The 26,532-nt window shown below is 52.1% G+C and carries 19 protein-coding genes; 9 read left to right on the forward strand and 10 right to left on the reverse strand.

Annotation, left to right across the window (positions count from 1 at the left end):
* Window positions 1-141: 141 nt before the first annotated feature.
* From AB8809_RS11110 to AB8809_RS11145, 8 genes are all read right to left on the reverse strand, one after another.
* A complete protein-coding gene (locus AB8809_RS11110; RefSeq protein WP_181844877.1) occupies window positions 142-921 on the reverse strand; it encodes an SDR family oxidoreductase in 780 nt (259 codons plus the stop codon).
* A 351-nt stretch (window positions 922-1,272) separates the two neighbouring features.
* Entirely contained in the window at window positions 1,273-2,301 is a 1,029-nt protein-coding gene (locus tag AB8809_RS11115) for an NAD(P)-dependent oxidoreductase (protein ID WP_015840466.1), read from the reverse strand.
* Window positions 2,298-5,369 carry a DegT/DnrJ/EryC1/StrS family aminotransferase gene (locus tag AB8809_RS11120; protein ID WP_349855991.1) on the reverse strand — a complete coding sequence of 1,024 codons (3,072 nt, stop codon included), beginning with the start codon at window positions 5,367-5,369 and terminating at the stop codon, window positions 2,298-2,300. The genes AB8809_RS11115 and AB8809_RS11120 overlap by 4 nt, the downstream gene beginning before the upstream one ends.
* A gap of 32 nt (window positions 5,370-5,401) precedes the next feature.
* The gene (locus AB8809_RS11125) at window positions 5,402-6,601 is read right to left on the reverse strand and encodes a DUF1501 domain-containing protein (RefSeq protein ID WP_180779669.1); all 1,200 of its coding nucleotides are present in this window, start codon (window positions 6,599-6,601) and stop codon (window positions 5,402-5,404) included.
* Window positions 6,602-6,617: 16 nt separating this feature from the next.
* Window positions 6,618-8,579: a DUF1800 domain-containing protein gene (locus tag AB8809_RS11130; protein WP_349855990.1), complete on the reverse strand. Its 1,962-nt coding sequence runs from the start codon at window positions 8,577-8,579 to the stop codon at window positions 6,618-6,620.
* 112 nt (window positions 8,580-8,691) lie between these two features.
* Complete coding sequence (locus AB8809_RS11135; protein ID WP_349855989.1) at window positions 8,692-9,444, reverse strand: hypothetical protein; 753 nt, start codon at window positions 9,442-9,444, stop codon at window positions 8,692-8,694.
* Window positions 9,445-9,815: 371 nt separating this feature from the next.
* Complete coding sequence (locus AB8809_RS11140; protein WP_349855988.1) at window positions 9,816-10,910, reverse strand: ABC transporter ATP-binding protein; 1,095 nt, start codon at window positions 10,908-10,910, stop codon at window positions 9,816-9,818.
* A 190-nt stretch (window positions 10,911-11,100) separates the two neighbouring features.
* Window positions 11,101-12,594, reverse strand: coding sequence for a PLP-dependent aminotransferase family protein (locus AB8809_RS11145; RefSeq protein ID WP_349855987.1), 1,494 nt, complete (start codon window positions 12,592-12,594; stop codon window positions 11,101-11,103).
* A 153-nt stretch (window positions 12,595-12,747) separates the two neighbouring features.
* Between AB8809_RS11145 and AB8809_RS11150 the strand changes: the two genes are divergently transcribed.
* From AB8809_RS11150 to AB8809_RS11185, 8 genes are all read left to right on the forward strand, one after another.
* The gene (locus tag AB8809_RS11150) at window positions 12,748-14,013 is read left to right on the forward strand and encodes a 4-aminobutyrate--2-oxoglutarate transaminase (protein WP_349855986.1); all 1,266 of its coding nucleotides are present in this window, start codon (window positions 12,748-12,750) and stop codon (window positions 14,011-14,013) included.
* Between the two features lie 10 nt (window positions 14,014-14,023).
* A complete protein-coding gene (locus tag AB8809_RS11155) occupies window positions 14,024-15,496 on the forward strand; it encodes an NAD-dependent succinate-semialdehyde dehydrogenase (protein WP_349855985.1) in 1,473 nt (490 codons plus the stop codon).
* A 364-nt stretch (window positions 15,497-15,860) separates the two neighbouring features.
* Complete coding sequence (locus AB8809_RS11160; RefSeq protein ID WP_015840457.1) at window positions 15,861-16,949, forward strand: ABC transporter substrate-binding protein; 1,089 nt, start codon at window positions 15,861-15,863, stop codon at window positions 16,947-16,949.
* Between the two features lie 42 nt (window positions 16,950-16,991).
* Window positions 16,992-18,260, forward strand: coding sequence for an ABC transporter permease (locus AB8809_RS11165; protein WP_349855984.1), 1,269 nt, complete (start codon window positions 16,992-16,994; stop codon window positions 18,258-18,260).
* Between the two features lie 36 nt (window positions 18,261-18,296).
* Window positions 18,297-19,115, forward strand: a complete 819-nt coding sequence (locus AB8809_RS11170; RefSeq protein ID WP_015840455.1) for an ABC transporter permease — start codon at window positions 18,297-18,299, stop codon at window positions 19,113-19,115.
* A 397-nt stretch (window positions 19,116-19,512) separates the two neighbouring features.
* A complete protein-coding gene (locus tag AB8809_RS11175; protein WP_015840453.1) occupies window positions 19,513-20,247 on the forward strand; it encodes an SDR family NAD(P)-dependent oxidoreductase in 735 nt (244 codons plus the stop codon).
* Window positions 20,240-21,364, forward strand: coding sequence for a phosphotransferase (locus tag AB8809_RS11180; RefSeq protein WP_349855983.1), 1,125 nt, complete (start codon window positions 20,240-20,242; stop codon window positions 21,362-21,364). Before AB8809_RS11175 ends, AB8809_RS11180 begins: the two co-directional genes overlap by 8 nt.
* Complete coding sequence (locus tag AB8809_RS11185; protein ID WP_349855982.1) at window positions 21,361-22,665, forward strand: aminotransferase class III-fold pyridoxal phosphate-dependent enzyme; 1,305 nt, start codon at window positions 21,361-21,363, stop codon at window positions 22,663-22,665. The genes AB8809_RS11180 and AB8809_RS11185 overlap by 4 nt, the downstream gene beginning before the upstream one ends.
* Window positions 22,666-22,698: 33 nt before the next feature.
* Here the strand turns inward: AB8809_RS11185 and AB8809_RS11190 are convergent, their stop codons facing one another.
* Window positions 22,699-24,225 carry a methyl-accepting chemotaxis protein gene (locus tag AB8809_RS11190; RefSeq protein ID WP_369987498.1) on the reverse strand — a complete coding sequence of 509 codons (1,527 nt, stop codon included), beginning with the start codon at window positions 24,223-24,225 and terminating at the stop codon, window positions 22,699-22,701.
* A gap of 437 nt (window positions 24,226-24,662) precedes the next feature.
* Window positions 24,663-26,006 (reverse strand): phosphatase PAP2 family protein, encoded by a 1,344-nt coding sequence (locus AB8809_RS11195; protein WP_349855981.1) that lies wholly within the window; start codon window positions 26,004-26,006, stop codon window positions 24,663-24,665.
* Window positions 26,007-26,128: 122 nt separating this feature from the next.
* Here AB8809_RS11195 and AB8809_RS11200 point away from each other — a divergent pair, with 122 nt between their 5' ends.
* Window positions 26,129-26,326 carry a hypothetical protein gene (locus AB8809_RS11200; RefSeq protein ID WP_196385506.1) on the forward strand — a complete coding sequence of 66 codons (198 nt, stop codon included), beginning with the start codon at window positions 26,129-26,131 and terminating at the stop codon, window positions 26,324-26,326.
* Window positions 26,327-26,532 lie beyond the last annotated feature (206 nt).

A 26,532-nucleotide genomic window follows, 5' to 3' on the forward strand; every position in this document is an offset into this window, starting at 1 on the left:
CTGAAAAACACCGTACATGAATCTATATCCGTCATACTTCACGCTGCATGGGTGTTAGCTGCGTTCAAATCTGCTGTCGGCAGATTTTCCACCTGCCTGAAACTCGAATTATTTAGGGTAGAGCTAATAATGCGGAGGGATTTATATGGCGCTCATACCTCCGTCAATAGAAAGTATTTGGCCCGTAATATATTTACTGGCGTCGGAAGCAAATAAGATCGCAGCACCTTTTAAGTCTTCATCATCACCAATGCGTCGCAGTGGAGATTTTTGCGCCAGCGCATCGACGCCAAGCCGATTCAACAGGTTCTGCGTCATCGTTGAAGGGAAAAAACCGGGCGCGAGTGCATTGACGGTGATATTAAATTCTCCCCATTCGCCCGCTAATGCTCGGGTAAAATTCACCACGGCACCTTTGCTGGTACTGTAGGCTATGCCTTCCAGCCAGCCGGGCAGATTACCCTGTAAACCAGCAAGCGATGCCACGTTAATAATTTTTCCATAGCGGCGGGGGATCATGCTGCCTTTACCGATTTTCTGCGTTAATAAAAACAGGCTGCGGATATTCAGGTTCATGACGCGATCCCAGTCAGCAATCGCATGGTCTTCCGCCGGGGAACCGAATGCTGTACCGGCATTATTGACGAGAATATCTATCTGACCTGTTTTAGCGATAGCTTCCTCTGCGAGGCGTTCAATATCGCGGTCTTGCGTATTGTCGGCGACAATCCATTCGGCACGAATACCCAGCGAGGAGAGGTGTGACTGCGCGGTCTGTAATTCATCGGCGTGGCGCGCTGAGAGGATAATATGAGCGCCTTGTGCACCGAGTGCTTCGGCAATTTGCAACCCTAACCCACGCGATCCTCCGGTGATGAGCGCGGTTTTTCCAGACAGGGCAAAGAAGTGCGGCGTATCCATACCGATTCCCTTATATTGAGATTTCCATCCATTAGAATGTGCCCTAAATAATTCGTGTTGCAGAATAAAACGTTATTATTGAATAACGTACCTGAAACTTGAAATAGGAAGGGATCGCACTTGAAACTGTATTGAGTTTAAATAGATATCAGGAAAAAACTCCAGCGATATTCTGTCATTAATAAACAGGATATTTTTGAGTTGTGATTAGTCACGCATTAATTACCTAAATAAAATTATTCAGTATAAAGATAATTATTTTCTTCGTTTTAATTGTTACCTCCGTGTTGGTGTGACTGTGCGGCGGGATTGTTTTACAACCCCGCCGCCATCAATGTTATCTGTATAAACCTAAAAAAGATGCCCATCTAGCTGCAAAGGTTGTAAGCGTTTCTCCCACTCAATTAAATCCGTGTACCACTGTGCGGTAAAGCAGGTCGGCTGTGTTCCCGCCAACTGATCGGTAGTTAGCACATGAACAATTTCTCTTACTCCATCACGAATGCTGCGTGTAGGTAAAAAACCTAACGTAGTTCTCGCATGGGAAAAACAGAGTTGATAATCACGGGTATCCAGAGATAGAGGGTGATGAACGATTTTCACCTCGGGAATTTCCTCGGTGATGATGGCAGCAATGCTGTTGATGGTGTGATTTAACGAGTCGCCACCAATATTAAAAACGGGGGGCACTGAAAGTGGGAGATCAAGCTGTAAGGCGAGTAGTACGGCACGGGCGACATCCTGAACGTGAATAAACGGACGGTGCTGGAGGCCATCACCATCAATGGTAATGAATTTCTCCCGCACGGCCATACGCGTCATGATATTGACGGAGAGGTCATAGCGCATACGAGGTGCCAGGCCGAACACTGTGGCGTTACGCAGAATAATTGGCTGAAAGGTGGTATCGCTTAGCCGAATAAGTTCTCGTTCAACATTCAGTTTTAGCTCCGCGTAGAGGCTCTGTGGTTTGCACTCCATTTCTTCATCTGCTGATTCTGCACCAGAACGACCATAAACCGAGGCGGAACTCATATAGATGTAGCGCTGAACACCCGCCTTTTTTGCCGTATTGGCGAGATGACAAGCGCCGTCGTAATTGATGGCATGGGTGAGCGTGGACGATATTTGTGCGGCAGGATCGTTGCTTAATCCCGCGAGATCGATGACGGCTTCAACATTGTGCAATATATCGGGGGTGATGTGGCGTATATCGCCACGTAGCGTATGGAATTCTGGAGATTGTGGCATTTCTGATACGGGCTGGCCGAAGTAAAAGCGATCGAAGGCCACCACGCGGTATCCCTGATTAATTAATAAATGGCATAGCGGTATGCCGATGTAGCCACCTGCGCCAGCGACCAATATCGTGTTTTTCATGCGTGTACTCCTTCAGCAACATGGTGAGTGAGGGGAGAAAGGGCTAATGCGCTGAGTGAAGTAAGGATGAGTTCGCATTCTTTCTCCGTCATGTCGTTGTAAATTGGCAATGCCAAAACACATGCAGACAGAAGTTCGGTTTGTGGGAGTGAGGCCTGCGGCTTCCGTGCATAGGCGGGCATGAGATGACAGGCTGGTGCGTAATAGCTGCGCACCATGATCCCTTGTGCATGCAGCGCGTGTTGCAGGTCATTACGGCTCATACCATAACGCTTCGCATCTACGTAAATGGGGAGATATTGCCAGACAGGGGATTGCCCTTCTGGGGGTAAGCAGGGGGTCAGGCCGGGAATGGAAGTCATACCCGTAATCAGACGCGATGCTGCTTGCCGACGGCATGTTAATTGGGATTCCAGATAAGGGAGTTGTGCCAGCCCGATAATCGCGTTGAGTTCACTCATCTTGCCATTCAATCCAGGAAGTACACAGATACCAGATGCATCCTGCCCGAAATTGCGAATCGCTTCGGCACGTTTGATGAGCTCCGCGTCATGACTGCATAGGCAGCCACCTTCAATGGTGTTATATGACTTCGTTGCGTGAAAACTGAAAATTTGTGCATCGCCGAAGCCACCGATCCGTTGTCCATTAACCGTGGTACCAAATGCAGGGGCACTGTCGATAAACAGACGCAGTCCGTGGGTTCGCGCAATTTGTTGTAATGCGGCATAGTCGCTGGCATAGCCATAAACGTCCACAGCGACAATCGCGGTAGTATTCGCAGTGATGCGACGTATAACATCGTTGGGATCCAGCAGCGGGCAATCCTGGCTTTTAATATCAGCGAAAACTGGCGTCCCCCCAGCCATAACGACAGCATGAGGCGTGCCAGCAAAGGTAAATGAGGGGACAATAACGTCTTTGCCCTTAATGTCTGCTGCCAGTAACAGGGTAATTAATGCCTGCTCACCGTTACAGAATACGCGTGTGGGAACCGATTGATATTCAGTTAACCGACTTTCTAATTGGCGAACATAGGGGCCATTGTTGGTGACATTACCGCGGGTAAGACTCTCTTCTATGATCGACGAGAAGGACTCGAAAGGTGGGAAAACCGGCCTGACGATAGGGAGCAAAGAGGAGACGGGATATTCAACGCGATCGACAAAGGGAACAGATGCGTGTTTACGCCGCATGCGCAATCGTTTGGTGAGACTGGCACCGATGCTGGTGATGGATGACAGTATTATACGAACACAGAAAAACATGGCAGCGCATTGGATAATGAACATCCATTGCGTGTTAGGGAGTGCCAGCAAGAACAGTAACACGACGGTCAGTGAACCGGCACCCCAGATAAATAGCAGTTTGTCGCGAGTGGCCGCCCACGATTTTTGTTTATTATCCCCAGACTGATGAGTGGTCAAGCCTTTGGTTCCCCAACTGACATCATTAATGTTGGCGATAGAGTAGGTTGTCAGATAGAGGCTGAAAATCGGTAATAGAATGAGGTAAAGGGGCATCCAGCGTAGGAACTGCCGTAGATAACTCCATGAATGCAGGCCAATGGCAAGGCAAAGCAGTAACAGAGCCACGCCCATGAGGCTGACGTTCGTTATGGAGGTTTCCAACAGTGCCAGGATACATGCTGCTCCCAGTAATCCTCCGAGTACCGACATCGCAGCGATGTGGTAGCACGTGCCAGCCTCATTATTCAACGTGGCTCTACGGTTCATACAGAGCGTTCCGATCCAGATGACAATAAAAAGCAGTGCCGCACCTATGGCTGCAGTGGTGTTAAGTGACGGATTGGCGTCTGGCAGGATACGGCTGACAAATGTGTGTACACCTGCCGCGAGCAAAATGGCGCTAAATGAGGGCATCATAAATTGAGAAATAAACTGTAACATTCCCCAAAGTAAAGAAAGCGTAACATTGCAGCGTCGCATTGGCGAAAGAGAGGACTGCGTTATCACCTCGGGCAATCGGGATAACGAGTGTAAGCGAGCGGCAAGGGTACTATTGACCCAACGTCGTCGCTGGCGCAGAAGTTCTATGAAGGTAGGCGCTGGGTCTGAACGTACAACGGCACCTTGCTCATAACGTACCCCACTCCCTTGATGGTGTGTGGCCAGTTCAAACCCCATAACCCGATCTTCCGCTAGAAACAGGTTACGCTCTAATAAACCTTGGGGAATTAACCCACGCAGATAGGCCTCAACCGGCGCGTGCGGATGTCCGTGATTTTCACAAAATTGGCTCCATCGAATCATACTGCATTGTCCAGGAACCACTTCCAGATAATGCAGAGCACTGCCGATGGCCCAATCACTGACTTTTTCCCAAATAAAATCGGCATATTGCCAATTCTGCGCCAGGTTTGCATCAGTAGGAACCGGGAGCATCACGCGCGTTGTGACGGCCCCACAATAAGGATCTCGCCACATATGTTGTAGCAACTGTATCAAACATGCTGACTCAGTGACCGATCCCGCATCGATCTGCATGGCAAATTCGGCCTTAACGACACGCCCTACACCCCAAAAAAACCAGGCGTGGCTATCCAGCTTTCCTGCATTATGGCGCTTGTTGGCAAGAAGTAGCGTCATGTTCTGCTCCGCGCTTTCAGCTATCCCAGATTGATCACAGCAGCGCAGAATATGAGAGGTGGACTGTTCGCTGACCTGAAGCGTCAATGAATTGCTCTGCTTGTCCGATGTGGGCGTTTGCATTGGCAGTAATCCCAGCGAGGCTAAAAGCGAGACGGTTGATGGGTGAGCGCTGTCGGTGCCATCAAGTAGGATGCAAATGATGAGGTTGGGCGGACGATTGGTAAACGTTGTGGTTAACTCTTGCTGATTACGAACCAGCCCTGCCAGCGTATCGGCAAGCATGGGAGCCGGTTCGTTATACAGCGTGAGGCACACGAGAATATCGGCTTGTCCGGCGGGGAGGCCTCCGCTTATATGGATATTATCACGACAGGATTGCCGGATTTTTGCCAGCATTTGCCAGTTATCGCTATCGGTGATCGTAGTCGGATGGTTCAGTGCCATGGTTTTTTTCATACAAGGGTGTCCCGTAGAAATAAGGCGATCGGTTAAAGGCGAATATTCAGAGGAGAGAGCGGCGTTCCCCCAGCCTGAGTCACTGGAAGTTTCCAAAAACGTTCGGCGACGGCGGCGTATATCGAGCGGAAATCGGTAGAGAAATAAGGGTTGCCATCGCTATCCAACTTATCGAGTGGGCTGCGGGCTCCCCAGATGCCCCCCTCGACTTGACCACCCAATAACAACATTGGCCCACAGGTGCCGTGATCGGTTCCGCCCGATGCATTTTCTTTTGGCCGACGTCCGAACTCTGAGTGCACCATAATCAGGCTGTCCTGCCAGGCGCCAATATCGATGAGTCCTTGCCGTAGCCCCAGCATTAACGTTTCTACTTTGCTGAGTTGGCGTTCATGCTCACCGCGCAAATTGCTATGCAGATCGAAGCCAGACAAACTGATTTTGTACAGCGGTGAACGGACATTATTCTCTATAAGCCAGAGTATTGTTGCCGCTTGGGCATTTTGCGGTTCAATGTAGCCGTCGTGGGTAAATCGACGAGTGAAATGGTTCTGATTGCGCAGCTTATTTTGAATTCGTCGACTTATCGTGCTGGTACTCTCCATTAACCGCAGGATGTGTTGTGCTGCGGGAGGGCGGTTATCATTGGTTTGGGAGGAGGCCAGGGTTAAATCGGTGCTAAGCAGGGCGCGACTATCCTGAAGCGTCAGCGCCTGGATCGTCGGATGGATAAGTAAAGACTGATCGCCAGAGAGAATAATGCCATCGGTATCATGATACCGCTCCTCACGTGAAGAGGTGCTCAGAACGCGACCAGCCCATCCTGATTTCAGCGTCGGGGTATCAGCGCCATTGGCCCATATTGCGGCGGAACTGAAATGAGACAGATTGGGCGACGGATAACCCACGTCTTGTATTACCGCTAACTCCCCCTTTTGAAATACATGAGCGAGTTTTTTCCAGGCGAGGTTAAAAGCTAAATCGTCGTTTAAAGGCGCATATTCGTGCGCTTTTAACGCTAGCATAGGGCGATAATGTCGATAGAGCGGATCCCGATAGGGAACCAACGTGTTTAACGCATCATTTCCCCCAAATAATTCAATGACGATCAAATGCTTATTAATAGGAATGGTGCTTTTGGCGAACCCGCGCAGGGGAAGCATGGTTGTTAATATCCCTGCGGCAAGCCCACCGAGAAGTAAACGCCGTGACGGTATAAACGGTGCTGACATAAGCAGATATCCTTATCTATTTCATATTAAATGCAGGGTCAAGTGTCAGTGCCTTTAAGGTCACGGCACTGTTATCCCAACTGACGGGTTGTCTAAAAGGCGAGATAGCCAGTAGTGAATGAGGAGATATACGGGCATAAGGTGTGACGCTAGTGGGTAGCGTGCTTCCCGATTGACTAAATTGCGGCTTTAGGCGACCTGTACCGTATTCGATGTTGGCGTTGAGTGGCGTACTCCGATCGATCAGACTGGCCTCTTCGCTCCCAACCGGTAGAGTAAGGTCAAAAGATAAACTCAGGTTGCAGTAAAAAGATCCTAACGGTGAATCTGCCTGGCAGGAGGAACCTTTCGGGATGACCCAACTGGCTTGATGGGGAGAAAAACGATAGCCATTGAAGGAAATCCAATTGATAAATAAATGGGTATCGGGTTCATCTGCATCCATCGTAATGGTGACATTTTCCAATGTTGCGGATCCACTGGGTAAGAGAATAGCGACGGTTTCCCACATGGGTTTCAGATTTCCTGGCTCGTTGGAAGTTTGTTCTTGCCGGGTATCTGCCCCGATCTTTGCAGTAATTCTGGCAAGCTTTTGCCCATTGGCGGTGACGATAAAGCGAGCAGGTAGCCCACGACTTTCGGATGAAAAACGCACGATTAACCCATCATTGTCAGGCGGCGGATTTTCTACAGCAGACCACAGTCGGGTTAACACTCTGGTACGATCGACCAGTGTCTTGCTATCAAGCCATGCCATTCCCTCTTCCCATCCCGCCACTGAGGGAGCCATAAAGGGGCTTTGTCCCAGAGTCTGAAGATAATCAAGTAGGATCTGTTGATCGGGCAACACCAGCGACAGCGTGCGAGAAAAACCGACGATAAGATCCAGCGGGGATTTGACCAATGCTCCACGATTGCGCTCGTGCCAAAAAGCGGGACTGAGCAACAATTCACGTATGAACGGTTTCATCGCATAGTCATTATTGCGTAAATTTTGTGCTAATGCGGATACCGTTTCAGGGTTATCCTCTAGCGAAATAAAGGCGCGGTAAAACTTTCCTGCTAAACGCGTTGCCGTTTGGGGTTGCGACAATAAAACATCAACAAGCTGATCGAGTTCTTCATCGGGTGTTCCTTGAATTCTCTTGCCTAGCAGCGTTTTTTCGCCAGATACCGCCGCAATGGCGTCAAATCGATAACGCCATTGCTGCATGGCGTTGACACCATGCCCGGCCAGAATGCGGGCCACTTGTTTGACGTCATTTTCACTGTAATTACCCTCTCCTAGGGTAAAGAGCTCCATCAATTCTCTTGCAAGATTTTCATTAGGATTCTGGCGTGTATTAGAGGTGTTATCCAACCCGCTGAGCATCATGGGGTCTTGGAGTATTTTTCGTATCAGAAGGCGAAAGCTCTGGCTACCGACCTGCCGAAATAGAGTGAGCTGATCGAAAAAAGGGGCGGTGATGAGGGTGTTGTCAAACCGGGAAACGAAATGGTTGTGCCAGAACAGCGTGAGGCGATCGGCAAATGGAGTGGGTGTCAGAATCATTTCCTGTACCCACCACGTCTGCAGCTGGTTAATTTCGTTGATACGGAAGAAAATCATATTTTGCTCTCGCCAGCCTTCCTGCCAGTAATCTGGATAAGGTTTCTGCACGAAAGCCGGGGGAAGAGTGTAAAAAGGCGCATCGAGTGTGCTTAGCAGATAATCCACGGCTTGTTCCCGCGTCATCTCTTTGAAACGTTCAATATCCTGTGGGGTTGTGCCAAATCCAGTGCGGTCGACCAGATGACGTGTTTCTGCAATTGTTAAGGCGATTCCTGAGGTGCAGAATGTGAGAGTCCACAGCAGAATGAGAATGTTGCACAGACTACTTGCAAAAGATGATGGTCGTGGTTTTCTAAGGGGCGACGAGATCTGCTGGGTATGAAATGGCGTAAGATACGCTAATGCAAAACGAGCTTGTTTATGCATGATAGTAGATTATCCCTCAGACGTAATAGAATGATGTGGATATCTACTATGTAAAAAGAGTATGTGGTTTTCACCTTAGCTGGGGTGATGTAGACCCTGGTAAGGGTAAAAACTATGAGTTATTGAGTAGACGTTTTGCCTGAGCGAACTTGTTTTCAAGCGTGCTTTTGGAAATGCCCCTTTTATCGCCATAGTGAGCAATTAAGGCAGAAATCACCGCATCCTGAGAGGTAAAAAGCGTATATGCCTGGCCTGAAGGTGAATGTTTATTATAAAGGCTAATTAATGCCCCAATAACTGTCAGATATGTACTTTCACTTCGTTCTCCCAGTGCAGGCTGCGTTGAATTCAGCATCGCTGATGCGCAAATAGCTTTTAGTGAAAGGTAATCGTTTTGTATATTATTATGCTGGGTTTCAAGGTGGTTGTTCTTTATACGCATCACCTCTAATTCGGCTAAAAGTATATGCACCGAATTCATATTTATTGTTATGGCGGAAAATTGTTCCTCTGGAGAGAATAAAAAATCGGGTTTCTCGTTTGGATAATATGACATCATCCAGTTTTTTAGATCGATATGACGAATGGATAAATCGGGATCGCTTAAGTCTATGGGGGTTGAACTGGTCACTCCGCGTTTACTATGCCGCAGTTCCCCATTGATGAGCCCATCAATCACTCTTTCGTGGTTTAATGACAGTTTTGGCCACATTTGAGCAGAATAATGTAAGAAAGTTAGCGGTGCTTCATCGAATTTATCAAGTATTTCAGACTCTGATGGTATTAAATAACTCCAACGAATAGCAACCTCTATAGGGCGGTAGAATGTTTTTATAATGGGGGGGGCATGATATTCTGAAAGCATAATGAAAAATCCTTTTATCATTTTACTTCTGATTATATTTCCTACGGTTTTGTCGAACGTTCTATTGTGATTGTTAAATTATTCTTTAACGGGGTTTCCTCCTGTCTATTTAATAATATTCATTATCACCGAAAATATTATGATGAATATGCTAAGTTTTTTATCCACAAAATGCTTTTTTGGTAGGTGTATTATCGAGTTAAAATAACCTCAGAGTATATCGGTCATTCTTCAAACTGCATGTGAAGGGGCGTGGGGAAGGTGATTATGGTTAATACTGATGGTCAGAGAGCAAGAGTGACGGGGTGAGGTAAAAAGCAGTGCGCCCATTTTTGCGCACTGCGTGCGATTCATATCCGTGCTTTTGTCAGTTAATGAGTGATGATGCTATCCAGCGCGCGCAGGTGCTCTGGCTGCCATGACAAGTTGACTTCGGTGCCGGCTTTCCAGTGCGACTGAATCTCGCTGGCGGGGAGTTTCACCATGAATTGCGGTTGCCCAGCCACTTCCGTCATCATCCGGACGTGATCGCCCAGATAGATGAACTGCTGAATGCGGGCTTTGACCTGCTGCATGCTGTCGTCGACGTGGGGCGCGTTGACGTGAACGCGTTCCGGGCGGATGCAAAGCGTAATTTTTCGACCCGGCGAACTGGGGCGGACTTTCAGCGCACGCAGTGAAGTGCCGTCGTCCAGTGTTGCCCGGTAGAATGCGCCTTCGGCCTCGGCGCGTGTGGCGAGCAGCGTATTATTTTCGCCGATAAACTGTGCCACAAAGGCGTTTTCCGGTTTTTCGTAGATATCGCTGGGGCTATCCATCTGCTGAATCACGCCATCGTTAAACACGGCGACGCGGTTGGACATCGTCATCGCTTCGCTCTGGTCATGGGTGACGTACACCACGGTTAACTCCAGCGACTGATGCAGCTCCTTGATTTCCAACTGCATATGCTCGCGCAGCTGTTTATCCAGCGCGCCCAGCGGTTCATCCATCAGCACCAGTTTAGGCTCGAAAACCAACGCGCGGGCTAGCGCCACACGCTGCTGTTGGCCACCGGACATCTGCGCGGGGTAGCGGTCGGCCAGGCTGGTGAGTTTCACGCGATCCAGAACTCGATCCACTTTCTCTTTGATGTCGGCGCGGTTCAGGCGACGGATGGACAATGGAAAGGCGAGATTCTCTGCCACGGTCATATGTGGGAACAGAGCGTAGTTCTGAAATACCATACCGATGTCACGCTGATGTGGTGGAAGATGGTGCAGCGGCGCATCGCGCAGCAGAATTTCGCCCTGCGTCGGGGTTTCAAACCCGGCGAGCATCATCAAACTGGTGGTTTTTCCCGAGCCGGATGGCCCAAGCAGGGTCAGAAATTCACCTTCACGGATATCCAGATTGAGGTTTTTGACGATCAGACGGTCGCCGTCATAGGTCTTCTGAACATTCCTGAAGCTGACATAATTTCTCATTTTTCACTCTCCGGCAGTCACTGTTATTCATAAGAATGCATAAACCATGCCGGATACTAAGCGAACAGAAAATACCGCGCGCAATGCACGAAAACGCGATCGTTCACTACCACAGATGCGCTGTTATGGGGCGTGTTGACGCAAATGGCACCGTAACGGTGCGTGCTGGCCTGGATGAATACGAGGGCGATCAGACGTCGGAATGGCGGGTATTCAGCGCCTGAATACAGGCCACAATCACGGAAAACGCCTTCGTCATTTGGCTCTCTTCCACGCTGGCGTAGCCCAGTAATAAACCACGCTGTTGCGTCGGTTGCAGGTAGTAGCTGGAGAGGGGTTTAACCATCACGCCACGGCGCAAGATTGCCGCGCTTAGCACGACATCGTCGATATGAGGAGGCAGACTGAGCAGCATATGCAGCCCGGCGTTGCTGTTGTCTCCAACGTAATCCGCGCCCAGATGTTGTTCAATCAACGACGTCAATAGCGCGCGACGTCGGGCGTAGAGCAGGCGCATGCGGCGGATATGTGCGGCGTAGTGGCCTTCGTGGATAAACTGCGCGAGCGTCGCTTGTGTGAGCCAGTGACCGCCGCGATAGAGTTCGGAATGTGCGGTCTTTAGCGACTGCGCCAGCAGCGGAGGCAGCACCATGTAGCTGACACGCAGACCGGGGTAGAGTGTTTTGCTGAATGTGCCGATGTAGATCACCGGTGATTGCGCCTGTAGCCCTTGCAGCGCGGGGATCGGGCTGCCGGAGAAGCGGAATTCGCTATCGTAATCATCCTCCACCACCCAACAACCGTGCTCCTGCGCCAGTGCCAGCAGACGTTGACGCCGTGCCAGACTCATCACCGCGCCCAGTGGATATTGATGTGACGGTGTCACGCAAATCAGGCGTGGAACGGCATCAGGTGCCAGCGTTTCCGGCGGTGCCAGCCCTTGTTCATCGACATCAACGGGGGCGACTCGCAGGCCGTTAATCGTCAGAACATTGCGAATCCCCCAGTAACAGGGATCTTCAATCCATGCCAAATCGCCGGGGTTGCACAGCATTTTAGCCAGCAGATCCATCGCCTGATGCGTGCCTTCGGTAATCAGAATCTGCTCCGGCGTGCATTCGACAGAGCGGGCGACGCGCAGATAATCCACCAGAGCGAGTTGCAGTTCGGGACAGCCACCAATCGGTGAATAGGAAAGCTGTTCGGGACGAACGCGGCGCGTCAGTCGCGTCTGAATCCGTCGCCACAAATCGTGAGGAAAGCTAGCGATATCCGGGATGCCCGGCATAAACGCGCCCCATTGGCGGGCGGAGGCACCGGCATAACCCAGCAGATGCATACCGCGACGCGATAATTCATGTTTAGGTTCACGGATTTCTCCGGCGCTGTCGTTGCTCACCGGTTGCATATTGCCATCGGGTAACTGTTCCGTGACGAATGTCCCGCTTCCTTTGCGCGCATCAATATAGCCTTCTGCCAGGAGCTGTTCGTAAGCGGTCAGTACGGTATTACGTGACAGCGATAGCTGCTGCGCCAGATCGCGCGACGACGGCAGACGCTCGCCAGCGGCAATCGCGCCATCAAGAATCGCTAGCCGAATGCAGTCGTACAAACGCTTGTTTAGCGCACCGTCTTGCTGGTTGGCTAAACGCTGAAGCAATAAGTCGGTCAGAAGTGAGCGCAAAAGTGGATCCTTCAAATATTCAAAACTGGCACTGGATTATAGAACCATCTCGCGTCTAAATGACATCATCATCTTGCAACTACACTAACAATCATCGTTCGACTCACCATCGTTCAACGACTAACCGATGTGTTTGGGATACCGGAGCAGACCATGAAGAATAGCGAACTGAATCAACGCCGTCTGGCCGCCACGCCGCGTGGTGTGGGCGTCATGTGTGACTTCTATGCTGAGCGTGCGGAAAATAGCACCCTGTGGGATGTTGAAGGTCGAGAATTTATCGATTTCGCCGCCGGGATTGCGGTACTGAACACCGGCCACCGTCATCCGAAAATTGTTGCTGCGGTGCGCGAGCAACTGGATCGCTTTACCCATACGGCCTACCAGATTGTGCCTTACGGCAGCTACGTTACCCTTGCCGAACGCATCAATGCGCTGGCGCCGATTGACGGCGCGGCAAAGACTACGTTCTTTACCACCGGAGCCGAAGCGGTGGAAAACGCGGTGAAAATTGCTCGCGCCTACACCAAACGCCCCGGTGTGATTGCCTTCAACGCCGCGTTTCACGGCCGCACGCTGCTGACCATGACGCTAACGGGCAAAGTGGCACCGTACTCCACAGGATTCGGGCCGTTCCCCGGCTCCATTTTTCACGCGCTTTACCCCAGTGAACAGCACGGCATTACCGTTGAGCAGGCGTTGGAAAGCGTTGAACGTCTGATGCATACCGATATCGCCGCCGATCAGGTTGCCGCCATTCTGCTGGAGCCGGTGCAGGGCGAAGGTGGTTTCAACGTCGCACCACCGGCCTTTATTAGCGGGCTACGTAGACTGTGCGATGAGCATGGCATCCTGCTGATTGCTGATGAAGTGCAGACGGGCTTTGCCCGTACCGGCAAGCTGTTCGCGATGGAATATTACGCGGAGAAAGCGGATCTGATCACGATGGCAAAAAGTCTGGGCGGCGGTTTCCCGATCTCCGGCGTCGTCGGTCGTGCTGATGTCATGGACGCACCTGCGCCGGGTGGGCTGGGCGGCACCTATGCGGGGAACCCGCTGTCGGTGGCCTCCGCGCTGGCGGTATTGGACGTGATTGAAGAAGAGAAATTGTGCCAGCGGGCACAGCGTCTGGGTGCTGCGCTGGTGGAAACGCTGGAGAAAATCAAAGCGCAGTGTCCGGCGCTGGTGGCGATTCGTGCGCAGGGGTCGATGGTGGCGGCGGAATTTAACGATCCGCACACCGGAAAACCCTCGGCAGAGATTACCCGTCAATTTCAGAAAAGCGCGTTGGAAGCTGGTCTGCTGCTGCTGACCTGCGGTGTACATGGCAACGTGATTCGTTTCCTGTATCCGTTAACGGTGCCTGACGATCAGTTCAGTAAGGCCATGAGCATCCTGACGCGCGTATTTACACGATAGAAGAGAAACTATGCAACAGAAAGCAACTATACCGCTAAAACAGCAAGCGTTATTCCGCCAACACTGCCTGATTGACGGCGAGTGGCAAGACAGCCACAACGGTGAACGTCTGTATGTCACTAATCCGGCGACGGGCGAGGTGCTGGGTAGCGTACCGTTAGTGACGGTGTCACAAACTGAGCAGGCGATTGCTGCGGCTGAACAGGCGCTGGTTGAGTGGCGTAAAAAGACGGGGAAAGAACGCGCCGCGTTGTTGCAGGCGTGGGCGCGTCTGATTATGGATAATCAGGATGACCTGGCTACGCTGCTGACGGCAGAACAGGGCAAACCGCTGGCGGAAGCACGGGGGGAAATCGCCTACGCCACCAGCTTTATCGACTGGTTTGCGGAAGAGGCCAAACGTATTGAAGGCAGCGTGCTGCAATCGCCACAAGGGCAACAGCGCCTGCTGGTCATCAAGCAGCCCATCGGCGTGTGTGCGGCGATTACGCCGTGGAATTTCCCGGCGGCGATGATTACCCGTAAGGTCGGGCCCGCGCTGGCGGCGGGCTGCACGATGATCGTCAAACCTGCTGAACAGACGCCGTTTACCGCGCTGGCGCTGGCTGAACTGGCGCAGCAGGCCGGTATTCCGCGCGGCGTGTTGCAGGTCATCGTCGGTGACGCGCAGTCGGTCGGCAAGGTGCTCTGCGATAGTCCGGTGGTGCGTAAATTGAGCTTCACCGGCTCCACGGAAGTCGGTCGCATCTTGATGGCGCAAAGCGCGCCAACCGTGAAAAAGCTGTCGCTGGAACTGGGAGGCAACGCGCCGTTTATCGTGTTCGATGATGCCGATGTGGATCTGGCGGTGAAAGGCATTCTGGCCTCCAAGTTCCGCAACAGCGGGCAGACCTGCGTCTGCGCCAATCGCATCTACGTGCAAGAGGGTATTTATCCAGAGCTGGTCGAACGACTGGTAGAAGAAGTGCGCAAGTTGAAGGTCGGTGAGGGTACGCAGCCGGGGGTGACGCAGGGACCACTGATAGATGCCGATGCGATTAGCAAGGTTGAGCAACATATTGCCGATGCGCTATCGCACGGAGCAACGCTGCTGCTGGGGGGCAAACGCCATGAGCTGGGTGGCACGTTCTTCACACCAACCATCGTCGGCGGGGTGACGCGCGACATGCGTTTTGCCCGTGAAGAGACATTCGGACCTGTGGCACCGCTGTTCCGTTTCAGCGATGAAGCGGAGGTGATTGCGATGGCGAACGACACCGAGTTTGGGCTGGCGGCCTATGTCTACACGCGTGATGCCGTGCGCCAGTGGACGGTGCCGGAAGCTCTGGACTACGGCATGGTCGGCATCAATACCGGCCTGATTTCGAACGAAGTCGCGCCGTTTGGTGGCGTGAAACAGTCTGGGCTGGGGCGTGAAGGGTCACGATTCGGTATCGAAGACTATCTGGAAATGAAATACCTCTGTGTCGATCTTTCCCGGTAACACATCGCTTAGATCATCGGTAAGAAATGCGTGTCGATAGTCGATATCGGCACGCGGATAGCAAGCGCGCAATGCGTTTAGGTGGTGCAAGGCAATATCAGATTGCACCACAATATGGCAAAAATGGCGAAGTCTCATCAGGTGTAAAGGATGGCCGTCTCTCCCTGATGCTTCTCATCCCCGTTCCCGCCGCCGCTGTAGCAAAACATCAATAAAATTTTTGAATTGGCACAATTTATGCTCATATTTTTTGGCATGATTATTTTGATACATGATGCATCAAAAATAATGTGCAAGAAATAGCGTGCGCAAATGGTGATACGCATTTGACCTTTACGTTGACTACCACTCCAGGAGCGAAATGATGTTCACATTTAATAACAGGTTCACATTCAATAACACGCCCAAAGCAAAGGGACGTCAGGCGCTGAAGAAAATTGCGGCCACGGCTTTTCTGGTGACGATGGCCTGTCAGGCTCAGGCGGAATCCGTCACGGTAATCTCATTCGGTGGTTTGAACAAGGACGCGCAGGATAAGGCATTTTACAAACCGTTCGCCGCTGCGGGTAAAGGCACGGTCGAAGCCGGTGAGTACAACGGTGAAATGGCGCGTATCCGGGCGATGGTGGAAACCGGGCAGGTAGGTTGGGACGTCGTGGAAGTCGAAGGTCCTGAGCTGATGCGTGGTTGTAACGAAGGGCTATTTGAGCCGCTGGACTGGTCAAAGCTGGGCGATCAATCCCAGTTTGTCAAAGGGGCAGTAACCGAGTGCGGCGCGGGAATTTTCCTGTGGTCAACCGTCTTGACCTATAACGCGCAGAAGCTGAAGCAGGCACCGAAAAGCTGGGCTGATTTCTGGAATGTGAAGGAATACCCCGGCAAGCGTGCGCTGCGTAAAAGCGCCAAATTTACGCTGGAAATCGCGCTGTTGGCTGATGGCGTGAAACGTGACGATCTTTATAAGGTGCTGGCGACGCCAGAGGGCGTCGATCGTGCCTTTAAGAAACTGGATCAGATCAAATCCAATATTCAGTGGTGGGAATCCGGTGCCCAGCCGCTGCAATGGCTGGTGTCGGGCGATGTGGTAATGACATCCGCGTATAACGGTCGCGTCTCAGCGGCGCAGAAAGAAGGGCATGATTTCAAGATTGTCTGGGCCGACAGCATTTACGATCTGGATAGTTGGGCAATCGTCAAAGGCTCCAAGCATAAGGCGCTGGCGGAGCAGTTCATTGCGTTTGCCAACCAACCGGAAAATCAGAAAGTGTTCGCTGAGAACATTCCCTATGGCCCGACGCACGTCAAAACCACCAGCCTGCTAACTCCAGCGGTCGCCGCCAATCTGCCGACTGCGCCTGATAATTTGGCACAGGCCTTGCAGGTAGATACAGAGTTTTGGATCGACCACGGTGAAGAGCTGGAGCAACGTTTTAACGCCTGGGCCGCGCAGTAAGGCCGTAGTGATTGACTGTACGTGATGATGGAGAAAGAGCCTATGTCCCAGAGCGATATCGCCGCCGCTGTGCCGTCTGGCGGAAGTGAGGAAAACTCGACCTTGAAACAACAACTGTGGCTGGCGCAGAAAGCCTATAAAAAACGCTCTCTGCTGCTGATTGCACCGCTGTTTCTGTTTATCGTGGTGAGTTTTCTCTTCCCGATCACCTCGATTTTGGGGAAAAGCGTCTCCAATCCGGAATTGCGCGACAATATGCCACAGACCATTGCCGAGATGCGGCAATGGTCGGGCAACGATGTGCCGGATGAAACCGTCTTTCGGGCGCTGGTCGGCGATCTGCGTGATGCCCGCAGCAGCGGTAAGTTAAGCACGATTACCAAACGACTAGGGTATGAAGGCTCGGAATACCGCACGCTGATTACCCGCACATTGCGCAAGCTGCCCGCCGAGGGCAGCAGCGACGTGCGCGATCAACTGATCCGTGAACAGCCGATGTGGGGAGAATTAGCAACCTGGAAAACGTTCGATCGTGCGGCGCGGCCTTTTACCAGCTATTACCTGTTGGCGGTGTTTGACCATAAAGTTGATGCCACCACGCAGCACATCGTCCCACAGCCAGCCGATCAGGCGCTGTATGTGGACGTGCTGCTGCGCACGCTGCTGATGGCGGGCGTGGTAACACTGCTGTGCGTGGGGCTAGGATACCCGCTGGCGTACTGGCTGGCGAAGCAGCCCTCTAACCGCGCCAATCTGTTGCTAATTTTGGTGCTGCTACCGTTCTGGACATCACTGATCGTGCGCACCGCGAGCTGGATTGTGCTGTTGCAGTCCGGTGGATTGATCAACCGTTCGCTGATGAATATCGGCATTATCGATGAACCGCTGGTGCTGGTATTTAACCGTATCGGTGTCTACATCTCGATGACCCACATCCTATTACCGTTCTTCATTCTGCCGCTGTACGCGGTGATGAAAGGCATTTCCCCGAACTATGTGCGTGCGGCGGTCTCGCTGGGTGCACATCCGTTTATCGCCTTCTGGCGGGTTTATGTGCCGCAAACCTACGCCGGTGTGACGGCAGGAGCGCTGCTGGTCTTTATGATGGCGATTGGCTACTACATTACGCCAGCGCTGTTAGGCGGGCCGAGCGACCAGATGTTGAGCTATTTTGTTGCGTTCTTTACTAACACCACCATGAACTGGGGAATGGCGGCTGCGTTAGGGACACAACTGCTGATTATCGTGACGCTACTGTACGTGGTGTACATCCGGGTAACGCGCACTAATGCGGAAGCCGCGGCGCACTAAGCTCGATATCCGTAACTTTATATTGGGAGATAGCAAATGAGACAGCAGGGTGAAGTGGTTATCCGTCTGTGGAATACCTTCTTTAATTTCTACGGGGCGGCGATGCTGTTGTTTTTGATTGTCCCTGTGTTGGTGATTGTTCCGCTTTCGTTTAATGCCGGTTCGTTTCTGAGCTATCCGCTGACGGGGTTTTCCCTGCGCTGGTATCGCGAGTTTTTTAACTCCAGCGAGTGGCTGGGTGCACTGGGCAACAGTCTGCTGATTGCTCCGCTAGCGACGCTATTGGCGACGGTACTCGGCGTGTTGGCATCAGTCGGGTTGGTGCGCGGTGAGTTTCGTGGCAAATCGTTGGTGATGGCGGTACTGATTTCACCGATGATTGCGCCGGTGGTGATTGTCGCGGTAGGGATGTTTTTCTTCTTTGCCAAACTGTCTCTGTTGAACAGCTATCTGGGTTTGGTATTGGCACATGCGATGCTGGGCGTGCCGTTCGTGGTGATTACGGTCACGGCGGTATTGAAGAACTACGATCACAACCTGACGCGCGCCGCCGCGAGTCTAGGTGCTTCGCCGCTGCTGGCTTTTCGCAAGGTGACGTTTCCGCTAATTGCACCCGGCGTGTTTTCCGGGGCGCTTTTTGCCTTTGCGACGTCGTTTGATGAGGTGATCGTCACACTGTTTCTCGCCAGCCCGCGCCAGCGTACGCTACCGCTACAGATGTTTGCCGGCATCCGCGAGAACCTCGACCCGACGATCGCCGCCGCCGCGACCATGATGGTGGGCGCTGCGCTTATCCTGCTGATCGTGATGGAAATCCTGCGCCGCCGCTCGGAGCGTTTACGGAGTGGGGGCTAAGGTGGGTAATCAAGTACTACATGTCATGTGAGGATGTTTCGTGCGCGTTGAGATCGCATTTCTCCCTTTGCATCGGAGAGCGCACGACCAAGGGCGACTCAGTTGCCGTCGCCCTTGGAACCCTGGCTTTTTGGCGGTTCATGATGCCGCTATGCGGTGCCTTCAGAGATAACGTTTTCCTGACGGACCGCCAGTGACGCGTTCCCGACGCGGCACTGGCTTTCGCAGCATCCATGCTGCTCATCCTGAAAAACGTTTTCTCTTCAGCATCATTCTACGCCAAGGGGAAAAATCGTTTTTTTTCGCTGAAATTTTTTTCAGCTTTTTTTAAAACCCAATTTATGATGCATCAAACACCGTTTTGATGAATCGTCTACAAAGGCTCAGGAGGTTCGGTATGACAGCACAAAAAACACTCTTGCTGACCGGTGCCAGCCGGGGAATCGGGCATGCCACCGTTAAGCATTTCCACGCGGCGGGGTGGCGGATCTTTACCGCGTCGCGTCAGAACTGGGCGGAAGAGTGCCCGTGGGCGGAAAAGTTGCTTAACCACATTCATCTCGATTTGGAAGATATCGACAGCCTGCAACAGACGCTGCCGCTGATTAAGGAAAAACTGGGCGGACGGTTGGATGCGTTGGTCGATAACGCAGGGATTTCGCCAAAGGGGGAAGGCGGGCAGCGTTTGGGCGTGCGCGATACAGACTATGCGACCTGGCTGCGGGTCTTCAACGTCAATCTGTTTTCCTGCGCACTGTTGGCAAACGGCCTGTTTGACGAGCTAAAAGCATCACAGGGCTGCGTGATTAATGTGACCTCGATTGCCGGATCGCGCGTTCATCCTTTTGCTGGTGTTGCCTATGCCACCTCAAAAGCGGCGCTGTCTGCGCTGACGCGGGAAATGGCGTTTGATTTTGGTCAGCATGGCGTTCGCGTGAATGCGATTGCGCCGGGGGAAATAGAAACCTCGATTCTGTCACCCGGCACGGATGACATCATTGAACGGCAGGTGCCAATGCAACGCTTAGGTAAACCCGAAGAGGTGGCAAGCCTGATCTATTTTCTCTGCACCTCCGGTGCGTCTTATGTCAACGGCGCGGAAATCCACGTTAACGGAGGGCAGCATGTCTGAAGGACGGCTTACGACATTTTCTCCCATGTTCCAATCTTCTGCGTCCAATCAGCCGGTGTTTGCCGAGGCGGTATCGCATAGCGACGACCTGATGACGCAGGCCGTGCCGCAGGTTTCCTGCCAGCAGGCGCTGGCCATTGCCCAGCAAGAATATGGTTTGTCCGGGCAGATGGCGCTGCTTCAAGGCGAGCGCGATATGAATTTCTGCCTGACGGTCACACCAGATGAACGCTATATGCTGAAAGTGATCAACGCGGCGGAACCTGCCGACGTCAGCGATTTCCAGACTGCGCTGCTGCTGCATCTTGCTCAGCAGGCACCTGAGCTGCCCGTGCCGCGAATCAGGCTGACTCTCGCGGGTCAGGCGGAAACGTGTGTTGAAATGGGTGGCGTACTGCTGCGCGTGCGGCTGGTGAGCTATCTGGCAGGCACGCCGCAGTACCTGACTGAGCCTTCCACGGCATTGATGCCGCAGTTGGGAAGCACACTGGCGCAGTTGGATAATGCGCTTCACGGCTTTACGCATCCGGCGGCGAGCCGTTCGCTGCTGTGGGATATCAGCCGCGCAGAGCAGGTGCGTCCTTACCTCGATTTTATTTCTGAACGACAGCAGCATCAGCATCTTCGGCGCATTTTTGATCGCTATGACAGCCGCGTCGCGCCCGAATTGATGACGTTGCGCCGTCAGGTCATTCATAACGATCTGAATCCGCATAATGTGCTGGTCGATGGGGCGTCACCGACGCGGGTGACCGGCATTATCGATTTTGGCGACGCCGTATTCGCCCCGTTAATCTGCGAAGTCGCGACAGCGCTGGCGTATCAGGTTGGCGATGGCGCCGATCTGCTGGAACATGTTGTGCCGTTTATTGCCGCGTATCACCAGCACAGGCCGTTAGCACCAGAGGAGATCGCACTGTTGCCGGATTTGATTGCGACCCGCATGGCGTTGACCTTGACGATTGCACAGTGGCGAGCATCACGCTATCCCGACAATCGGGAATATCTGCTGCGTAATGTTCCGCGCTGTTGGCACAGTTTGCAGCGTATCGCGACCTATTCCCATGCGCAGTTTGTGACTCGCCTACAGCAGGTTTGCCCGGAGGACATGCTATGAGTCAGAGAGATATCACGCCTGAAATGACAACGACAGAAGCGTTGCTGGCGCGTCGTCAGCGGGTATTGGGCAGCGGTTACCGCCTGTTTTATGAAGAACCGCTGCATGTTGTGCGCGGCGAGGGGGTGTGGCTGTTCGATCATCAGGGGAAACGTTATCTGGATGTCTATAACAATGTGGCCTCGGTCGGGCATTGTCATCCGGCGGTGGTAGAGGCGATGGCGCGGCAAAGCGCTCTGCTCAACACCCACACGCGGTATTTGCACTCAGCCATTGTCGATTTTGCGGAAGATTTACTCAGCGAATTTCCCGCCGAACTAAATAACGTGATGTTGACCTGTACCGGCAGTGAGGCCAACGATCTGGCGTTGCGCATTGCCCGCCACACCACGGGGGGAACGGGCGTCCTGGTGACGCGCTGGGCGTACCACGGCGTGACCAGTGCGCTGGCGGAGCTGTCGCCGTCGTTGGGGGATGGCGTGGCGCGCGGTAATCATGTGAAGCTGATTGACGCACCAGATTCCTATCGTCAGCCCGGCGCATTTCTTACCAGTATTCGTGAGGCGCTGGCACAGATGCAGCAGGAAGGCATTCGTCCTGCCGCGCTGCTGGTGGATACCATTTTTTCCAGCGACGGTGTGTTCTGTGCGCCGGAAGGCGAAATGGCACAGGCGGCGGCGCTGATTCGCCAGGCTGGCGGATTGTTTATCGCGGATGAAGTGCAGCCGGGCTTTGGTCGCACCGGGGAGTCAATGTGGGGCTTTGCGCGTCACGGTGTCGTTCCGGATTTGGTGAGTTTAGGGAAGCCGATGGGCAACGGGCATCCTATCGCCGGGCTGGTTGGACGTTCCGCATTGTTCGAGGCATTCGGGCGAGAAGTGCGTTATTTCAATACGTTCGGCGGCAATCCGGTTTCCTGTCAGGCGGCGCACGCGGTACTGAGAGTGATTCGGGAAGAACAGTTGCAACAGAACGCCCAGCGCGTGGGGCATTATCTGCGGCAAGGGTTACAGCAATTGGCACAGGATTTTCTACTGATCGGCGATATTCGGGCTTACGGCCTGTTTATCGGTGTAGAGCTAGTCAACGATCGTGAAAGCAAAACGCCAGCAAGTGAATCTGCATTGCAGGTGGTGAATGCGATGCGCCAGCGCGGCGTGTTGATCAGCGCGACAGGGCCCGCGGCGAACGTGCTGAAAATTCGCCCGCCGCTGGTGTTTCAGGAAGAACACGCCGATGTGTTTTTAACCACGTTAAGCGATGTCTTAACGCTAACTGACTGCACCCGCGCGCCGAGATAACCGATTACGCGGGTGCAGTAAAATGCGGGAAGGTTAGATGCGGAACGCCGCAACGGCGTGGCTGAGTTCACCTGCACGTTCGGACAATGAACCGGCGGCAGCGGCGGCCTCGTTAACCAGTGCGGCGTTCTGCTGCGTGACCGTTTCCATCTGCGAAATCGCGGTATTAATCTGTCCTATGCCCAGACTTTGTTCATGGCTGGCGGTGGAAATTTCGGTCACCAGCGATGCAACCCGTTTGATGTCCTCTACGACGCTCTGAATCGTGCCGCCTGCGTCGATGACGACGGTGTGGCCGAGGTTTGCCTGCTCGACGGACGTTCCGATCAGTTCTTTGATCTCTTTCGCCGCGCTGGCACTGCGCTGTGCCAGCGTGCGGACTTCGCCTGCGACGACGGCAAAGCCTCGTCCTTGTTCGCCCGCCCGAGCGGCTTCCACGGCGGCGTTCAGTGCAAGAATGTTGGTCTGGAACGCAATACCGTCGATCACGCTGATGATATTGGTGATTTTCTCTGCGGATGACACCATCTGTTGCATGGCATTGGTCACATCGCCCATCATCTTGCCGCCATCAACAGCGCGCTGCGAGGCGGTCGTTGCCAGTTGGCTGGCGTGGGCGGCATGCGTGGCGTTCTGTTTAACAGAGGAGGTCATCTGCTCCATTGACGCCGCCGTTTCCTCCAGCGAACTGGCTTGCTGCTCGGTTCGGGAGGAGAGGTCGATGTTGCCACTGCTGATCTGGCTTGATGCGGTTGCAATAATGTCTGCGTTGCTGTGTACACGTTCAACGATATCCGTCAGGTTCAGCACCATTTCCCGCAGTGCGGTTTGCAATTGTCCCATTTCATCGCGCGAGGTAATTGCGATGCGATGCGTCAGATCGCCGCTTGCAACTTTTCTTGCTAAATCCACCGCATTTTTTATCGGTACGGCAATCGACATAATCAACCGCCAGCCGGATAAGGCAACGATAACGACGCCGACAAGAAGCGTAATGACTACGAAAAATAATAGATTACTGAAACTACTTTGTGATTCGGAATAGAGTGTCTGACCCACATCAGATTGTAATTTAATCAACTGGTCTGCTGTTTTTTGTAGCGGCGCGTATTCGCTTTTTAATGTGTGATTGATAATATATTCTAATGCATCTTTGTCATTTTTATGTATTGCATTGATGGCGGAAACAACGACTTTATCATTGTATTGCTTATATAATACTGCAAACTGTTCTTCTAATATTTTTTCTTCGCCCGTTAAATACGTCTTACTGTATAAGTCCCATTGCTCATTATAAATTTTCTGTGCGTCTTCGATGTGCGCTAGCCCGGTCTTCACATTGTTCGGTTGAGCGAGGTCAATGCTGGCGATTTCAAACATCACGTTGTTTACCTGTCTGGTGATATTATCCAGATAGCCCAGCGCGATCAGCCTGTCCTGGTACAGGGTTTTCATCGACTGGTTGGTATTATTCATGCCAAATAACCCAATCAAAGAGACAACCAAAAGCAATAATGCCATTAACAACATAACCGAAATTAATTTAATTTTAATACTCATAAGTACCTCTAAATGACTCCAGAATAAGGAGCGGTATTTCTATATCGACGGAGAAAAGATAAGGTTTATATTGAGATTAACTAAAATTAAAAAATGGCATTAGGGGACTTGTAACAGCATCGATTTACATTGGTTTACAAAGCGATCGCTATTCTATGCTGATAGGTAAATAACCATTAAAATATTATCCTGCCTGGAAAGTTACCGTTACAGCTAAAAGCGTGGAATAATCGTGACGATACGCTATGAAGGCACGACTGTAGCGTTATCGTTTCTTCATAGAGGGGCGATTTTAAAAAAAAGAATCATTAATTTTTAAAAAAAGTGAAACGACACCAAGTGAAGATAATAATGATAATGAATTTCCGTAATTAAATATTATCACTCCTGTGACGTTCCTCTTCCCCGCGTTAGAAAACGCGAAGAAGAGGGATCCGTTAGCGGCGCTGTGCTGACTGCACGGCGTCATGCAGGTTGAGGCGCTGCCAGAAATTTTGCGTGCCTTTGTCGCCCGGCGCACCGGAAAGCGGGTAACCGTCATCTAGCGCGGTTTTCACCATCAGGTTTTTTCGCTCGGCGGCGGAGAGATGTGGAAGCACGGGATCGAGCAGGACTTCTGCACCTTCGGGAACGCTAATTGGAGACGCTTTACCGGGTTGCGCCGGTAGGCCGTAGGTCATCGTGTAGCGATAAAATGTCTTCATTTCCGGCGCGGCGTAGGGGTCGTCCTGTGGAGCGCTCTTGGCGCAGGCGCTCAACGTCGTACCACAGGCCTTCTCTAGCGCGCTGCGCAACTCCGTCTTCGCCTGTTCAAACAGTCGGCGATACAGTGGATCGTTGAGGTAATGCGCCACGTTACGTTCGGCCAGCATCCGTGACCCGATTACATCCAGCGGATAATGCACGCCCAGCACGATGCGTGAATAGCCGTAGCGCGCGCCGCGATCGATTAACGGGACGAAACGCTCAGGGATCATTTCCGCTAAGAGCAACGCATCGGTGTAGCCGGTGTTGGTATGCCCGCTCGGAAATGCGCCGCCGGAAGCCGTGTAGGGCTTATTATCGCCAATCACGGCGGTATCCGGCACCAGATGAATGGTGTTGTTCGGCTGGAGGAAAGGGCGCGGATAGTTAAAATGCTGTTTAGCCGCGGACGTACTGACGGCGGATAGCTTGAGTAAAACGGCTGCCTTGCGTATTTCACCGTGGTTATACTCGTTAATGAAGACCTTGCCCAAGCGTGGACCCAGCGCATCAGCCAGATAATAGAGATACCCCTGACCCTCTGCATCCACCAGTGCCTGTTCGCGCTGCCCGGTGGTGGCTTCGCGATTAATGCGCGTCACAATAGCGGTGTTTTGTTGTAACACATCGGTGGAAAGGTGTGAGAAGGATTCCAGTAACGCAATGCCCGCCTGCTGGTTGGCTTTCACGGCGAAGTCATAACCGCTGTTGTTGAGCCAATCGATATCCGCCATTTGTGGCGTTTCTCTCGCCTGCTCTAACTGCGCTCGGGTAAGCTGCGGCGCCTCTCCCTGGATCGCTTTGCGCAACGCAGCCTGAATGGATTGTTCCAGTTCAATCACGTGAGGGCGGTTACTGGCCTGCGTGGTGGTATCGACAATGGCGCTGATACTCGCGTTATCTGGCTGAGCCGGAGCCGCCACGCCATAGAGGGGGAACAGAAAAAGGCCAGCAACAGGCAGCCGTTTGAACGCCGATAAGATATTGAGCGCGGGTAATGTTTTGGTCGCCGGTAGCAGCATAGAGCGATAACGCATGGTGGCATCCTTAATCGGGAAGATAAACGTTTTCAGTGCGAGATCAGGCTAGGCGCTGATTGTGATAGTAATGTTTCAGGATATATTTTGAGATGCTTATCAACGAATTATCATGATTTGTTATGTTTGGTGATGTCGTGATGGGTATGGCGATCACCGAAGGCGGCGGTAACCTATATAGAAGAAAAAGACATAAAAAAGTTTCTAAAAAACAGAAAGGTGATTTGCTTTTTTTATCATTGACGCAAAGCTCATTTCTCTCTAACTTAAACAGACGAATATTTTTTAATATTTTATTGATTTATAAAGAATTAATCTAATTATAACAAAAATGGCAGCCATAAATAGCCCGGTTATTCCTCAATGCAAAAAGGCGATGAAGAGCCTATCTCTGTTCAACATAACAAGTGAAACAGTTCCGTGGGATAGGCTTAACGCCCGCTAATGAGAAATGACTTTACCCACAAACACAGGCTTCCCTACATCAAACAGGCTTACCTTGCGTATGCCACCGTTATATCTCTTA

It is taken from the genome of Pectobacterium aroidearum, from assembly GCF_041228105.1.
Taxonomy (GTDB): domain Bacteria; phylum Pseudomonadota; class Gammaproteobacteria; order Enterobacterales; family Enterobacteriaceae; genus Pectobacterium; species Pectobacterium aroidearum.

What these genes read in the sequence shown, in the direction of transcription:
- AB8809_RS11110 (WP_181844877.1), bottom strand. Translation starts at nt 921, where the DNA reads ATGGATACGCCGCACTTCTTTGCCCTGTCTGGAAAAACCGCGCTCATC.
- AB8809_RS11115 (WP_015840466.1), bottom strand. Translation starts at nt 2,301, where the DNA reads ATGAAAAACACGATATTGGTCGCTGGCGCAGGTGGCTACATCGGCATA.
- AB8809_RS11120 (WP_349855991.1), bottom strand. Translation starts at nt 5,369, where the DNA reads ATGAAAAAAACCATGGCACTGAACCATCCGACTACGATCACCGATAGC.
- AB8809_RS11125 (WP_180779669.1), bottom strand. Translation starts at nt 6,601, where the DNA reads ATGTCAGCACCGTTTATACCGTCACGGCGTTTACTTCTCGGTGGGCTT.
- AB8809_RS11130 (WP_349855990.1), bottom strand. Translation starts at nt 8,579, where the DNA reads ATGCATAAACAAGCTCGTTTTGCATTAGCGTATCTTACGCCATTTCAT.
- AB8809_RS11135 (WP_349855989.1), bottom strand. Translation starts at nt 9,444, where the DNA reads ATGCTTTCAGAATATCATGCCCCCCCCATTATAAAAACATTCTACCGC.
- AB8809_RS11140 (WP_349855988.1), bottom strand. Translation starts at nt 10,910, where the DNA reads ATGAGAAATTATGTCAGCTTCAGGAATGTTCAGAAGACCTATGACGGC.
- AB8809_RS11150 (WP_349855986.1), top strand. Translation starts at nt 12,748, where the DNA reads ATGAAGAATAGCGAACTGAATCAACGCCGTCTGGCCGCCACGCCGCGT.
- AB8809_RS11155 (WP_349855985.1), top strand. Translation starts at nt 14,024, where the DNA reads ATGCAACAGAAAGCAACTATACCGCTAAAACAGCAAGCGTTATTCCGC.
- AB8809_RS11160 (WP_015840457.1), top strand. Translation starts at nt 15,861, where the DNA reads ATGTTCACATTTAATAACAGGTTCACATTCAATAACACGCCCAAAGCA.
- AB8809_RS11165 (WP_349855984.1), top strand. Translation starts at nt 16,992, where the DNA reads ATGTCCCAGAGCGATATCGCCGCCGCTGTGCCGTCTGGCGGAAGTGAG.
- AB8809_RS11170 (WP_015840455.1), top strand. Translation starts at nt 18,297, where the DNA reads ATGAGACAGCAGGGTGAAGTGGTTATCCGTCTGTGGAATACCTTCTTT.
- AB8809_RS11175 (WP_015840453.1), top strand. Translation starts at nt 19,513, where the DNA reads ATGACAGCACAAAAAACACTCTTGCTGACCGGTGCCAGCCGGGGAATC.
- AB8809_RS11180 (WP_349855983.1), top strand. Translation starts at nt 20,240, where the DNA reads ATGTCTGAAGGACGGCTTACGACATTTTCTCCCATGTTCCAATCTTCT.
- AB8809_RS11185 (WP_349855982.1), top strand. Translation starts at nt 21,361, where the DNA reads ATGAGTCAGAGAGATATCACGCCTGAAATGACAACGACAGAAGCGTTG.
- AB8809_RS11190 (WP_369987498.1), bottom strand. Translation starts at nt 24,225, where the DNA reads ATGAGTATTAAAATTAAATTAATTTCGGTTATGTTGTTAATGGCATTA.
- AB8809_RS11195 (WP_349855981.1), bottom strand. Translation starts at nt 26,006, where the DNA reads ATGCGTTATCGCTCTATGCTGCTACCGGCGACCAAAACATTACCCGCG.
- AB8809_RS11200 (WP_196385506.1), top strand. Translation starts at nt 26,129, where the DNA reads ATGTTTGGTGATGTCGTGATGGGTATGGCGATCACCGAAGGCGGCGGT.